The organism is Nocardia sp. 149-1B, from assembly GCF_057747975.1.
The window spans coordinates 1,589,767-1,603,513 of the sequence record NZ_CM173233.1 but is presented as its reverse complement, the minus strand read 5'-3'; the positions used below and the strand labels follow the sequence as shown (position 1 = coordinate 1,603,513).

The window sequence follows — 13,747 nt, the reverse complement described above, 5'->3', positions numbered from 1 at the left end:
GCGGCACGAAGTCGGCCCGGCTGCGTGCGTCGAGGGTCAGCGGGCCGCGGTGATCCTCTGGACCGACGACGTGCCGGCGGCGTACGAGCGCCTCCAGACCCTGGGCGCGATGCCGCTCAAGCCGCCTTCACCGTGGTTGGGACGCCTGCTGATCGCGTGGCTCGAGGACCTCGACGGCCACCTCGTCCAGGTCGTGCAGCCCTACCCTGTCGATGGGTCCTAGTGCGCTAACGCGGACCGACGACCGCGAGGATCTCGGGCCGGGTGAAGACCTCGGCCGCGATCTCACGGACCTCCTCGAGCGTGACCGCGTCGATGCGCTCGATCACCTCGTCGATGCTCAGCAGCCGGTCATGGACGAGCTCGGCCTTGCCGATGCGCGACATGCGCGATGCTGAGTCCTCGAGGCCGAGCACCAGCCCGCCGCGCAGCTGGCCCTTGCCGCGGGCCAGCTCCTCGGCGCTGATGCCCGACTCGGCGACCTTGGTGAGCTCTTCGCGGACGACCGCGAGCACGTCATCGAGCTTGTTCGGCAGGCACCCGACCGACACGCCCACGAGGCCGGAGTCGGCATGGTGGGTGGCGAAGGAGAAGACCGAGTACGCCAGGCCCCGGCGCTCGCGGACCTCCTGGAAGAGCCGCGACGAGGTGCCACCACCGAGGGCGGTGTTGAGCACGCCGAGCGCGAAGCGACGCTCGTCGTCACGACGCAGACCCTCCATGCCGAGCACGACGTTGACCTGCTCGAAGGGCCGCGTGGCCACGAGGCGGCCGGGACGGATCCGCTTGCGGTTGCCGTGCCGCGCCTCGAGCGGGGCGTCCCGCCCGTCCAGCCAGCCGTTGCGCCCGAAGGCATGGCGCACCTGGCGCACCAGTGCGGCGTGGTCGACGTTGCCGGCGGCCGCGATCACGACGTTCGCGGGACGGTAGTGGCGCCGGTAGAACCGGCGTACCTGCTCGGGGCTCAGCGACCGGATCGAGTCGACGGTGCCGGCGATCGGCCGTCCGAGGGGGGTGTCGCCCCAGGCCTGCTCCGCGAACAGGTTGTGCACCACGTCGTCGGGGTCGTCGTCGTGCATGGCGATCTCGTCGAGGATGACCTCGCGCTCCGCCTCGACGTCCTCGGCGGCGAGCGTCGAGGCTGTCATCATGTCGCCGAGCACGTCGACGGCCAACGGCAGGTCCTCGTCGAGGACCCGCGCGTGGAAGCAGGTGTACTCCTTGGCGGTGAACGCGTTGAACTCGCCACCGACCGCATCGAGCGCGACCGAGATGTCCAGCGCGGTCCGCTCCGCGGTGCCCTTGAACAGCAGGTGCTCGAGGAAGTGCGAGCACCCGTGCAGCGCGGGGCTCTCGTCCCGGGACCCGACGCCGACCCAGACCCCGATCGCGGCGGACCGGACGCCGGTCTGGTGCTCGCTGATGACCCGCAGGCCGGAGGGCAGGACCGTACGCCGCACCCGCGACGTCACCTGCCCGTCGGCGTCCTTGGTGGTCTGCAGGGTGCGCGTACCCGGAGAAGGCGTTGACCCGCCCGAAACTTTCGGGCGGGTCAACGGTGAAGCGTTGGTCACTCGGAGTCGTCCGCGCCTTCGGCATCGCCTGCCGGCGCATCCTCGCCCTCGACGACCGGGATCAGCGACAGCTTGCCGCGGTCGTCGATCTCGGCGATCTGGACCTGGATCTTCTGACCCACCGAGACGACGTCCTCGACCGCGTCGACGCGCTTGCCGCCGGCCAGGCCGCGCAGCTTGCTGATGTGCAGCAGACCGTCCTTGCCGGGCATCAGCGAGACGAACGCACCGAAGTTGGTCGTCTTGACGACCGTGCCGATGTAGCGCTCGCCGATCTCGGGCATCGTCGGGTTGGCGATCGCGTTGACGGCGTTCTTCGCAGCCTCGGCAGCCTCACCGTTGGTGGCACCGATGTAGATCGTGCCGTCGTCCTCGATCGTGAGCTGCGCGCCCGTGTCGTCCTGGATCTGGTTGATGATCTTGCCCTTCGGACCGATCACCTCGCCGATCTTGTCCACCGGGATCCGGATGGTGATGATGCGCGGCGCGTAGACCGACATCTCCTCGGGCTCGTCGATGGCCTCGGCCATCACGTCGAGGATCGTCATCCGGGCGTCACGCGCCTGCTGCAGCGCCTGGCCCAGGACCTCGGCCGGGATGCCGTCGAGCTTGGTGTCGAGCTGCAGCGCGGTGACGAACTCGCGGGTGCCGGCGACCTTGAAGTCCATGTCGCCGAAGGCGTCCTCGGCTCCGAGGATGTCGGTCAGCGCGACGTACTGGAGCTCGCCGTCGACCTCACCGGAGATCAGGCCCATCGCGATGCCCGCGACGGGGGCCCGCAGCGGGACACCGGCCTGGAGCAGCGACAGCGTCGAGGCGCAGACCGAGCCCATCGAGGTGGAGCCGTTGGAGCCCATGGCCTCGGAGAGCTGGCGGATCGCGTAGGGGAACTCCTCACGCGTGGGGAGCACCGGCAGCAGCGCGCGGCGGGCCAGCGCACCGTGGCCGACCTCGCGACGCTTCGGGGAGCCGACGCGGCCGGTCTCACCGGTGGAGAACGGCGGGAAGACGTACTTGTGCATGTAGCGGCGCGACTTCTCCGGGGAGAGCGTGTCGAGCTTCTGCTCCATGGTGAGCATGTTCAGCGTGGTGACACCCAGGATCTGGGTCTCGCCGCGCTCGAAGAGCGCCGAGCCGTGGACCCGCGGGATCACTGCGACCTCGGCGTGCAGCGGCCGGATGTCGGCCAGGCCGCGGCCGTCCATGCGGACCTTGTCGCGCAGCACGCGGTTGCGCATGACCTGCTTGCTGACCGAGCGGAACGCCGCGCCGATCTCCTTCTCGCGACCCTCGAACTGGCCGGCCAGCTGGTCGAGCAGCGCGGCCTTGAGCTCGTCGGTCTTGGCCTCGCGCTCCTGCTTGTCGGCGATGGTCATCGCGACGGAGAGGTCCGCGCTCGAGGCGGCCTCGACGGCGGCGTAGACGTCGTCCTCGTAGTCGAGGAAGACCGGGAAGTCGACGACCGGCTTGGCGGCCTCCTTGGCCAGCTGGGCCTGGGCCTCGCAGAGCTGCTTGATGAAGGGCTTGGCGGCGTCGAGGCCGCTGGCGACGACCGACTCGGTCGGCGCCTGGGTGCCGGACTGCACGAGCTCCCAGGTCTGCTCGGTGGCCTCGGCCTCGACCATCATGATCGCGACGTCACCGGTCTCGGTGACCCGGCCGGCGACGACCATGTCGAAGACGGCGTTCTCGAGCTGGCTGTGGGTCGGGAACGCGACCCACTGGCCCTCGATCAGGGCGACGCGGACCCCGCCGACCGGGCCGGAGAACGGCAGGCCGGAGATCTGCGTGGACAGCGACGCGGCGTTGATCGCGAGCACGTCGTAGGGCATGTCGGGGTCGAGCGCCATCACCGTGATGACGACCTGGACCTCGTTGCGCAGGCCCTTCTTGAACGTCGGGCGCAGCGGGCGGTCGATGAGGCGGCAGGTGAGGATCGCGTCCTCGCCCGGACGTCCCTCGCTGCGGAAGAACGAGCCGGGGATCTGGCCCACGGCGTACATCCGCTCCTCAACGTCGATCGTGAGGGGGAAGAAGTCGAAGTGGTCCTTGGGGTGCTTGCCGGCCGTGGTGGCCGAGAGCAGCATGGTCTCGTCGTCGAGGTAAGCGGTGACCGAGCCGGCGGCCTGGCGGGCCAGGAGTCCGGTCTCGAACTTCACCGTGCGCTGGCCGAACTTGCCGTTGTCGAGAACGGTCTCGACGGCGGAGATCACGGGTTCCGTGGCGGTGGATTCAGTCAAGGGTTCATCCCTTTGCTTCGCGGAGCGATCCGCGGCGTCCCGCCTCCAGGCGGGAGTCCTCCGGTGGTCCGGAGGGAGATCCGCCATGAGGGGCCGGTCTTCGATCGAGGCCCGCAGATCCGGGGCGCCTCGCGAGGAGGCGCGGATCGTGAGAGCCACTACCGAGGACCGGGCCAGAACGTGCGGGTCGCTCCTGGGTTGCTGTGTGTTCAGTTGTCTTCAGAGGTGAAGTCTGGTGCTTCCGACACTATCGGGGTTGACCCGATATGCAGAACCGCGCCGGACACCGCTCCAGAGGGGCGGCGTCCAGCGCGCGTGCTTCTTGGGCGTCGCGAGGTCAGCGGCGCAGGCCGAGGCGCTCGACGATCGAGCGGTAGCGAGCGATCTCGGTCTTCTGCAGGTAGTTCAGCAGCCGGCGGCGCTGACCGACGAGCAGCAGCAGACCACGACGGCTGTGGTGGTCGTGCTTGTGGGTCTTGAGGTGCTCGGTGAGGTGGCTGATGCGGTGGCTGAGCAGCGCGATCTGCACCTCGGGCGAGCCGGTGTCGCCCTCAGTCGTGGCGTACTCCGCCATGATCCGCTGCTTGGTGGCCTTGTCGGTACCGATCGACATACGGGTTCCTTCCGGCCCTCTCGGGCACTGTCGTTGCGCGGCGCGCCGGGGCCTGTTCACCCGGGCACTCTGGTTCCGCGGCCGTTCTGACGGCATGTCGCCCCTGGAGGCAACCGGGAAACTCTAGCGCGGAGCGGGTCCGCCGGCCCAATCCCCATGTGATCATCGAGGGGTGGTACGCCGACTCGGAGCACTCCTCGCCCTCGTCTTGTCCCTCACCGTACTCGTCACAGCGCCCGCACCCGCCGAGGCCTGGACGCCCCCGTGGGCGGGCAGCGTCTCGAAGGGGACGAGCCAGGTGGTGCGCACGGTCTCCAGCCACGCCTACTGCCGCCAGGTGTGGTGCACCGTCACCCAGGCGTGGGAGCGGGACGCCGAAGGCGCCTGGACCAAGGTCCGCGAGTTCCGCTCCACGATCGGGGTCCGCGGCTGGGGCAAGCGGCGTGAGGGCGACAACCGCTCCCCCGTCGGGGTCTACCGGATCAAGGTCACGTTCACGACCGGCTCGGCGAACCCCGGTGAGATGCCGTGGCGGCGGAGGCACCCGACCTCGGTCGTCTCGGCCACTGCGGGTCCGAACTACAACACGTGGCTCGAGGTCCCGGGCGTGACCAGCGGCGACCGGCCCTCGATGCGCTCGGGCTGGGTCGTCGACTACAACCACGTGCGACTGAGCCCCGGCGCCGGCCCCCGCCCGGTGCCCGGCAAGGGCAGCGGGATCTTCTACCACACCTCCAAGCCCGGGCACCGCTGGGCGCCGACCGCCGGCTGCACCCAGGTCGGCAAGCCCCGGCAGATGCGCTGGCTGCTCACCTGGCTGCGCCCCGAGGCCCAGCCGCGGATCGTGCAGGGCCGCTGACGCTCGCCCGCACCAGCGGCGCGTGCTGCCCCGGCGGCCGCCATACTCCGCGCGGAGTACGGTGAAGTGTCTGCCGCGGCCGGACGCGTCAGCCCCGCCGCCTTGACAGCCTCGTCTCCATGACGACTCAACTACGGGCGCCTGACCCCACCGGTGCCGACACCAGGCCGAAGAGGTCACCGGCCAAGACCCTGCTGCCCTGGCTCGTGCTGGCGGTGTGGATCGGACTGGCGGTGGGCAGCTTCTCACTGGCCAGCAAGCTCGACTCGGTGACCCGCGACGGCCAGGCCGACTATCTGCCGGCCAGCGCCCAGTCGACCAAGGTGATCGAGGCCGAGGCCAAGCTGCCCGGCGGTGGGGACGGCCTGCTCGTGGTCGTGTACGAACGGGCCGGCGGCCTCCAACCGGGTGATCGGGAGGCGGCCGTACGCGGCTACACCAAGCTGGCGGAACGGTTCGGAGACGACACCGACGCACCTGCGGACATCGTCGAGTCCGACGACGGCACGGCTCTGATGTTCGGGCTACCGCTCGACCGCAGGTGGGTCGCCGATGAGGCCGAGGCGACCTCGGTCACCGATGCACGTGGCCTTCTCGCCGACCGGCCGGATGGTCTGAGCGCCTACGTCACAGGGCCGTCGGCGATCGGGACTGACATGGACGAGGTTTTCGACTCCGTCGACGCGAAGCTGTTGCTCGCCACTGCACTCGTGGTGGCGCTCCTGCTGATCCTGACGTACCGCAGTCCGCTGCTGTGGCTGGTCCCGCTCACGGCGGTCGGGGTCGCGGCGACTATGGCGATGGGTGCCGTGTACGCACTCACCCAGATGTTCGACTTCACCATCACGAGCATGAGCTCGGCACTGCTGATCGTCCTGGTCTTCGGCGCGGGCACCGACTACGCCCTGCTCCTCGTGTCTCGCTACCGCGAGGAGCTGCACCACCACGAGCGGCCGATCGACGCCATGCTGGCGGCGCTGCGTGGGGCCGGCCCTGCGATCCTCGCCTCGGCTGCGACGGTGGCAGCCGGCCTGTTGTGCCTGTTGGTCGCGGATCTCAACAGCACCAGCGGTCTGGGCCCGGTCGGTGCGGCGGGCATCGGGTCCGCACTGCTCGTGATGCTGACGTTCTTCCCCGCCCTGCTGGTGCTGCTCGGGCGCCGGGTCTTCTGGCCGTTCGTGCCGCGGCTCGGGGCACAGGCACACGCATCCGGTTCTCGGTGGGCTCGGCTCGGCGAGCTGGTCTCGCGCCGCCGCGTCGTCAGCTGGGCGGTGCCCCTGCTGATCCTGGGCGGCCTCGCACTGGGCACCGTGGGTGCCAGCGGCTCGCTTCCGCAGCTGGACCAGTTCGCCCGTTCCACACCGGACTCGGTGACCGGGGCGAAGCTGATCGACGAGCGCTTCCCCGACCAAGGCGGTCAGCCGGTCAGGGTGATGAGTCGACCGGGCCAGAGCGACGACGTCCTGGCCGCCGTGGAAAGCACGCCAGGCGTCGCCGACGCCGAGGTCCGCCGGTCCAGCGACGACTGGGTGGAGATCATCGCGATCCCGGTCGACCCGCCAGAGAGCGCTGGTGAGACGGCGACGATCAAGCTGCTGCGGGCGCACGTGCAGGAGGTCGCCGGTGACGCCGCGCTGGTCGGCGGGCCGAGTGCCGAGCTGCTGGACACGGACGACACCAACCAGAGCGACCGCAATCTGGTGATGCCGCTGATCCTGCTGGTGGTGCTCCTCATCCTCGGGCTGCTGCTGCGGGCGATCGTGGCTCCACTCGTGTTGATGGCCACCGTCGTGGTGTCGTTCTTCGGAGCTCTCGGACTGTGCACCCTGGTGTTCGACCAGGTGCTCGGCTTTTCCGGCTGGGAGTCCTCGGTGCCGCTGATCGGGTTCCTCTTCCTGGTCGCACTCGGTGTCGACTACAACATCTTCTTGATGACCCGGGTGCGTGAGGAAGCAGCCCGGCACGGCACTGTCGATGGGACGAAGCGTGGCCTCGCGGTGACAGGTGGCGTGATCACCTCAGCCGGCGTCGTGCTGGCGGCGACGTTCGCGGTGCTTGCCACGTTGCCGCTCGTCATGCTCATCCAGATCGGGATACTGGTTGCCGTCGGCGTGCTCATCGACACCTTGCTGGTGCGGTCCATCGTGGTTCCCGCGCTGACGATGTCGCTGGGCTCGCGGATCTGGTGGCCCGGCAAGCTCTGGCGCGCGAGTGAGGACAGTGTCGATGACCCTGTGTGAACGATGATGGCGCTCCGTCCGCCAGTGGCCGACCGGCTGCTGGCGGCGGGGTCGTTCGTGCTCGGCGTCGTTGCCGCGTTCACGCTCGAGGCGGTCACTGCCGAGGACGAGAGAAACGTGGATCTGTGGGCGATCGCGCTCCTGGCCGCCATGTCGGCACCGTTGCTGGCTCGCCGGCGCTGGCCGATCCCCGTCGTCCTCGCGGTCCTCGCGGTGTCGACGCCGTACCACATCCTCGACTATCCCCACGAGGCCACGATGCCCACCTTGGTCGTGGCGGCGTTCACGGCGGCGCGCCACAGCGAGCCACCGCGACCGGCCTACGCGGCCCTGGTGGCGGTGGCCGCAGCGACACTCCCGGTCGTCGCCGCGTCGGGGGAACCCGGTAATGCGCTTCTCGGCGTCGGCTGGCTGTTCGTGGCGTTCTTCGCCGGGCTGGCGGTGCGCTTCCGTGAGAACTGGAAGGCCGCCGTCGCCGCGCGTCTCGAGCAGGAGCGTGCCGACGAGGTCGAGCGGCGGGTCGCCGAGGAGCGGGTCCTGATCGCTGCCGAGCTGCACGACGTCCTCGCGCACGGCCTCGCGGTGACGAACATCCAGGCGTCCGTCGCCGCGCACCTGATCGACCAGCTGCCGAGTCAGGGCGAAGCGTCGCTGCAGGAGCTGTCGCTCACGTTGCACAACCTCTCGGACACGAGCCGGGCCACACTCCATGAGCTGCGTGCCGTCCTGGACATCCTGCATGGTGGCGAAGCCGAGCCAACAGCCCCAGCACCCCAGCTCGGCGAGCTCCAGCGTCTGGTGGAGATGGCAGCGTCGGCAGATGTGCAGGTCGACGTGGAGGTTGAGGGGCTGCGAGAGGAGGTGCCATCGATGGTGTCCGTCGTGGCCTATCGGATCATCCAGGAGGCGCTCACCAATGTGATCCGACACTCGACCGCCAAGCACGCGACCGTCCGGCTCGACCAGGAGGGCCACCGGCTGCGGATCGCGGTCGTCGATCACGGGCCAGCGCGAGCGGAGTCGACCGAGACCCCAGCCGGCTTCGGCATCGCCGGGATGACCGGACGGGCACAGGCCGTCGGCGGCCAGTTGTCCGCAGGGCCGGTCGAGTCCGGAGGATTCGAGGTTCTGGCCACTCTGCCGCTCCCGCAGCTATGGCGGGTGCGGTCATGATCCGGGTGCTGCTCGCCGACGACCAGGCTCTGGTGCGCGGCGCCTTCGCGCTCCTGGTCAGGTCCGCCGGTGACATGGAGGTCGTCGGGGAGGCCGGCACCGGCGACGAGGCGGTGACCCTGACCCGGGACCTGCGCCCCGACGTCGTCTTGATGGACATCAGGATGCCGAGCACCGACGGCATCGAGGCGACCCGGCAGATCTTCGCGGACGATGGGTCGAGCGGCAGCAAGGTGCTGATCCTGACCACGTTCGAGACGGACACCAACGTGCTGCGCGGCCTGCGCGCGGGGGCGTGTGGATTCCTGCCCAAGGACACCCGTCCGGATGCGCTGCTGGACGCCATCCGCACCGTCGCGGCTGGCGAGGCGCTGCTGTCGCCCGGCGCGACCAGGGCGGTCATCACCCGTGCGCTGAGTCACCCGGACGCACCTGCGCCCGAACGGCTGGCCAGCCTGACGGCGCGCGAACGCGAAGTGCTTCGGCTGGTCGCCGCGGGAAGTAGCAACCAGGAGATCGCGGACCAGCTCGTCGTCAGCCCGCTGACCGCCAAGACCCACGTGGCCCGCATCCTCGCGAAGATGGGCGCTCGGGACCGGGTCCATCTCGTGATCGCCGCGTACGAGGCGGGGCTCCACTAGGCCGAGACCGTGCCACGATGACCCGCATGGCGGAGAAGCGACTCGGCGTCTGCAACCTGTGCGAGGCCATCTGCGGCCTGGAGCTGACCATCGAGGGCGGCGGGGTCACTGGCATCCGGGGCAATCCCCACGACCCGCTCTCGCGCGGGCACATCTGCCCCAAGGGCACGGCGCTCGCCGACATCCACGCCGACCCCGACCGGTTGCGCCGGCCGGTCCGCCGGACCAGCGACGGCTGGAAGGAGATCGGCTGGGACGAGGCGCTTGACCTGGTGGCCGACGGGTTGGCCGGCGCGATCAACGAGCACGGCCGCGACGCGCTCGCCGTCTACCTCGGCAACCCCAACGCCCACAGCCTCGGCTCGCTGACACATGGCACGGCGATGCTCAAGTCGTTCCGGACGAGGAACAAGTACAGCGCCACCTCGGTCGACCAGCTCCCCCACCAGCTCGTCGCCCACCTGATGTACGGCCACCAGCTGTTCCTGCCGATCCCCGACATCGACCGTACGTCGTACTTCCTGGTGGTCGGCGCCAACCCGATGGCGTCCAACGGGTCGCTGATGACCGCGCCCGACTTCCCCGCCCGGCTGCGCGAGCTCGACGCGCGCGGCGGCCGGATGGTCGTGATCGACCCACGCCGCACCGAGACCGCGAAGGCCGCCCACGAGCACCACTTCGTCCGGCCCGGGACCGACGCGCACCTGCTGCTGGCGATGCTCCATGTCCTGTACGACGAGGGGCTGACCCGCCCGCCCGGCTACGTCGACGGCCTCGAACGGGTGCGCGAGGCCGTGCGACCGTTCACTCCCGAGCTCGCCGCCGAGGTGACCGGTGTGCCCGCGGGCGAGATCCGGCGGATCACCCGCGAGCTCGCGGCCGCCGACGGGGCGGCGGCGTACGGCCGGGTCGGGGTGTCGACCCATCCGTTCGGCACCGTGTGCCAGTGGGCGATCCAGCTGCTCAACCTGCTCACCGGCAACCTCGACCGGGAGGGCGGGGTCTGCTTCACCAGCCCCGCGATCGACGCGGTCGGCGCCGGGCTGATCGGCCGCGGCCACCACGGCCTGTGGCGCAGCCGCGTGCGCGGGCTGCCGGAGTCGGGTGGGGAGCTGCCGGTGGCGGTGCTGCGCGAGGAGATCGAGACACCGGGCGACGGCCAGGTGCGGGCGCTGCTCACGCTGGCCGGCAACCCGGTCTCCTCGACCCCCGACGGCGACGCGCTCGACCGGGCGCTGGCCGGCCTCGACTTCATGGCGGCCGTCGACATCTACGTCAACGAGACGACCCGGCACGCCGACGTGATCCTGCCGCCGACCACCGCGCTCGAGCGCGACCACTACGACCTCGTGTTCCACCTGCTCGCGGTGCGCAACACCGCTCGGTTCACCCCCGCGGCGCTCCCCGCCGAGGACGGCGCCATGCACGACTGGCAGATCTACCGCGAGATCGTGCTGCGCACCCAGAACAGGCTGCGCAGCAAGCTGCCGCTCGGCAAGCGGGCGATCCTGTGGGCCCGGCTGTCCACCAGCCCCACGCGCCAGATCGCGCTGCTGCTGCGGCGAGGTTCGTCCGGCGTCACGATGCGCCAGCTCCGCGCGCACCCGGAGGGCGTCGACCTCGGCCCGCTGCGGGCCGGCCAGCTCCCGCGGCGACTGCCGCACCGGAGCAGCCGCATCGACGCCGCCCCGGAGCTGGTGCTCGAGGACCTCGAGCGGCTGGCCGCGAAGCCGACGCCGGACGACGACGGCCTCCTGCTGATCGGCCGGCGACACCAGCGAGACAACAACTCCTGGATGCACAACACCACCCGGCTGACCAAGGGCCGCGCCCGCCACCAGCTGCTGATGCACCCCGACGACCTCACCGAGCGCGACATCCCCGACGGGTCGATGGTCGTGGTGACGTCGAGGGTGGGCACGGTCGAGGTCGAGGTGCTCGGGACCGACGACATCATGCGCGGCGTGGTCAGCCTCCCCCACGGCTACGGACACCGCCGGGAGGGCGTCCGCCTGGAGCAGGCGGTCGACCTCCCGGGGGTGTCCATCAACGACCTCACCGACCCCGAGCTCCTGGACGTCTCGGGCAACGCCGCGTTCAACGGCGTACCGGTGCAGGTCCGGCTCAGCGACCGGACAGTGCGTACGCCGGATCCGGCTCGGTGACGACCACGCCGCGCGGGCGCCGGGGCCGACGCGGCCACCAGACCCGGTCGCCGAGGAGCACCATGATCGCCGGCAGGATCACGAGCCGGATCAACGTGGCGTCCAGCAGGATCGAGGCCGAGAGGCCGACGCCCAGCATCTTCATCTGCATCAACGACAGGGTCGCGAAGATCGCGAACACCGAGACCATCACCGCCGCGGCGCTCGTGACGACTCCGGCCGTGTCGGCGATGCCCCGCTCCACCGCGACCCGCGTCGGAAGGCCAGCATCCATGTGCTCACAGATCCGGCTGAGCACGAACACGTGGTAGTCCATCGAGAGCCCGACCAGGACGACGAGCACGAAGAGCGGCACCCAGTCGATGATGAAGCCCGGACTGGTGAAGTCGAGGAACCCGCTCCCCCAGCCGTGCTGGAAGACCAGCGTCATCACGCCGAACGCAGCGCCGATCGAGGCCAGGTTGAGCACTGTCGAGATGATCGCCAGGGGAATGCTGCGGAACGTCGCCGCCATGATCAGCATCGTCAGCAGCAGCACGAACCCGATGACCAGCAGCAGACGGCCGTCCTGCTGCTCGGCGAAGTCCAGGCTCTCGGCGGCCCCGCCGCCGACGGCGTGCTCGCCGAGTCCGTCGAGCTCGGCCGGCACCAGCTCACCACGCAGCTCGCGGAGGGCATCGTCGACGCGCGGGTCGGTCTCGTCGTAGGGCATGCCGAGCACGACGAGCGACGTGGTGCCGTCGGCGGACGTCTGCACCCCATGCCCGGAGGCGACGAAGTGGCCCGTCCCGACAGCTTGGTCGACGAGCTTCCCGAGCACGGTCGCGACCTGGTTCTGCGCACCGGCGTCGGCCTTCACGACGACGGTCGCGGAGGCGCCCTCCTCGGCGGGGAAGCTCGAGCTGATGTCCTTGACCGTCTGCACCTGCGGGATCGAGGCCGGCAGGGTGTCGAGGGTCGCGGAGTGGGTCTTCATGCCGAGGGCGGGGACTGCGAGCCCGAGGATCACGACACCCGAGAGGCCGAGCGCGATCAGGGGGTGGCGCACCACCGGGGATAGGAGGCGGCTGCTGATGCCACCGCGGCCGATCCTCCGGTTGAGCCGCCACAGCAGCGGCACGCGCGGGCGGTCCACCCATCGACCGACCTTGATCAGCAGCGCAGGGAGCACGGTGATGGAGCCGATCACGGCGACAGCGACCACCAGGATGGAGCCGACAGCGAGCGAGTTGAAGGTCGCGTTCCCGATCACGAAGAGACCGGCCATCGAAGCGATCACCGCACCGCCCGACACCAGGATCGAGTGCCCGGACGTACGTGCAGCGATCTCGACCGCGTCGAGCGTGCTGTGGCCGGCTGCGCGCTCCTCGCGCTCGCGCTTGAGGTAGAACAGCGAGTAGTCGACGCCCACTGCCATGCCGATCAGCACGATCACGCTCGAGACGCTGGGGTCGACGTGCACGAGGTGGGAGATCGGGGCCAGCATGCCGATGGTCGCCACGACGCTGGTGCCGGCGAACAGCACCGGAATGCCGGCCGCGATCAACGCACCGAAGGCAAGCAGCATCAGCACCAGGGTGATCGGGAGGCTGGTCAGCTCGGCGGAACCGAGGTCATCCGAGACCCGCTCATTGATGGCCTCGTCGAGGCTCACGTCGCCGGCCTGGCGCACCTGGAGGTGCTTGAAGTCCTGCTGCACGTGATCGGTCACGGCTTGGACCGCGCCCGCGTCGTCGACGCCTCGGTCGAGCTCGACCGAGACCAGCAGCGCCGTACGGTCACTGTTCCACTGGGGCTTCGCCACGCTCGTGACGCCGTCGGCGGCCTTCGCGCCGACGACCACGGCATCGGCCGCATTCTCTGCCTGGGCGACGTCCGGGCTGCCGGAGCGAGCGGTGATCAGGATGTTCTCGGTGTCGGGCTGCTCGAGGTGGCCCTGCGCCACCATCGCGTCCGCCCGCCCCGACTCCCCGACCCGGTAGTCGGCGTCGTTGGTCTCCACCTGGGGGATCGCGACGGCGAGGCCGATCGCGATCGCGACGAACGCGATCCAGCCGAGGATCGCCCGCCAGGGATGCTCGGCGCTCCATCGCGCCGCCTTCATCGGTACTGCTGTCAGTGGGTTGCCCATGGCCGTCTCTCCCAGGTTGTGGTTGGTGCTCCCAGCCTCGGGTCACACGGGCGCGCGGTCAGGGGCGCAGGGACCCGTCCCGTGGTGGTGCCAGCACCACTGCGCGGAGTC

10 protein-coding genes are annotated in these 13,747 nt (G+C 70.2%); 6 read left to right on the top strand and 4 right to left on the bottom strand.

Annotation, left to right across the window (positions count from 1 at the left end):
* Window positions 1-49: 49 nt before the first annotated feature.
* The gene (locus tag AC3ANS_RS07640; protein ID WP_488295557.1) at window positions 50-223 is read left to right on the top strand and encodes a VOC family protein; all 174 of its coding nucleotides are present in this window, start codon (window positions 50-52) and stop codon (window positions 221-223) included.
* A 4-nt stretch (window positions 224-227) separates the two neighbouring features.
* Here AC3ANS_RS07640 and AC3ANS_RS07635 read toward each other — a convergent pair whose 3' ends face one another.
* From AC3ANS_RS07635 to rpsO, 3 genes are all read right to left on the bottom strand, one after another.
* Complete coding sequence (locus AC3ANS_RS07635; RefSeq protein ID WP_488295556.1) at window positions 228-1,472, bottom strand: M16 family metallopeptidase; 1,245 nt, start codon at window positions 1,470-1,472, stop codon at window positions 228-230.
* 98 nt (window positions 1,473-1,570) lie between these two features.
* Complete coding sequence (locus tag AC3ANS_RS07630; RefSeq protein WP_488296454.1) at window positions 1,571-3,901, bottom strand: polyribonucleotide nucleotidyltransferase; 2,331 nt, start codon at window positions 3,899-3,901, stop codon at window positions 1,571-1,573.
* A gap of 250 nt (window positions 3,902-4,151) precedes the next feature.
* On the bottom strand, window positions 4,152-4,427 hold the full coding sequence (gene rpsO, locus AC3ANS_RS07625; RefSeq protein ID WP_488295555.1) for a 30S ribosomal protein S15: 276 nt from the start codon (window positions 4,425-4,427) through the stop codon (window positions 4,152-4,154).
* Window positions 4,428-4,599: 172 nt separating this feature from the next.
* Here rpsO and AC3ANS_RS07620 point away from each other — a divergent pair, with 172 nt between their 5' ends.
* The 5 genes from AC3ANS_RS07620 (at window position 4,600) to AC3ANS_RS07600 (ending at window position 11,505) form a co-directional block, all read left to right on the top strand.
* Window positions 4,600-5,286: a L,D-transpeptidase family protein gene (locus AC3ANS_RS07620; protein ID WP_488295554.1), complete on the top strand. Its 687-nt coding sequence runs from the start codon at window positions 4,600-4,602 to the stop codon at window positions 5,284-5,286.
* A gap of 119 nt (window positions 5,287-5,405) precedes the next feature.
* A complete protein-coding gene (locus tag AC3ANS_RS07615) occupies window positions 5,406-7,526 on the top strand; it encodes an MMPL family transporter (RefSeq protein WP_488295553.1) in 2,121 nt (706 codons plus the stop codon).
* A gap of 3 nt (window positions 7,527-7,529) precedes the next feature.
* On the top strand, window positions 7,530-8,699 hold the full coding sequence (locus tag AC3ANS_RS07610) for a sensor histidine kinase (RefSeq protein ID WP_488295552.1): 1,170 nt from the start codon (window positions 7,530-7,532) through the stop codon (window positions 8,697-8,699).
* Complete coding sequence (locus tag AC3ANS_RS07605) at window positions 8,696-9,340, top strand: response regulator (RefSeq protein ID WP_488295551.1); 645 nt, start codon at window positions 8,696-8,698, stop codon at window positions 9,338-9,340. The genes AC3ANS_RS07610 and AC3ANS_RS07605 overlap by 4 nt, the downstream gene beginning before the upstream one ends.
* A 26-nt stretch (window positions 9,341-9,366) precedes the next feature.
* Entirely contained in the window at window positions 9,367-11,505 is a 2,139-nt protein-coding gene (locus AC3ANS_RS07600; RefSeq protein WP_488295550.1) for a molybdopterin-dependent oxidoreductase, read from the top strand.
* Here the strand turns inward: AC3ANS_RS07600 and AC3ANS_RS07595 are convergent.
* Window positions 11,465-13,609 carry an MMPL family transporter gene (locus AC3ANS_RS07595; protein ID WP_488295549.1) on the bottom strand — a complete coding sequence of 715 codons (2,145 nt, stop codon included), beginning with the start codon at window positions 13,607-13,609 and terminating at the stop codon, window positions 11,465-11,467. The genes AC3ANS_RS07600 and AC3ANS_RS07595 overlap by 41 nt on opposite strands.
* Between the last annotated feature and the right edge of the window lie 138 nt (window positions 13,610-13,747).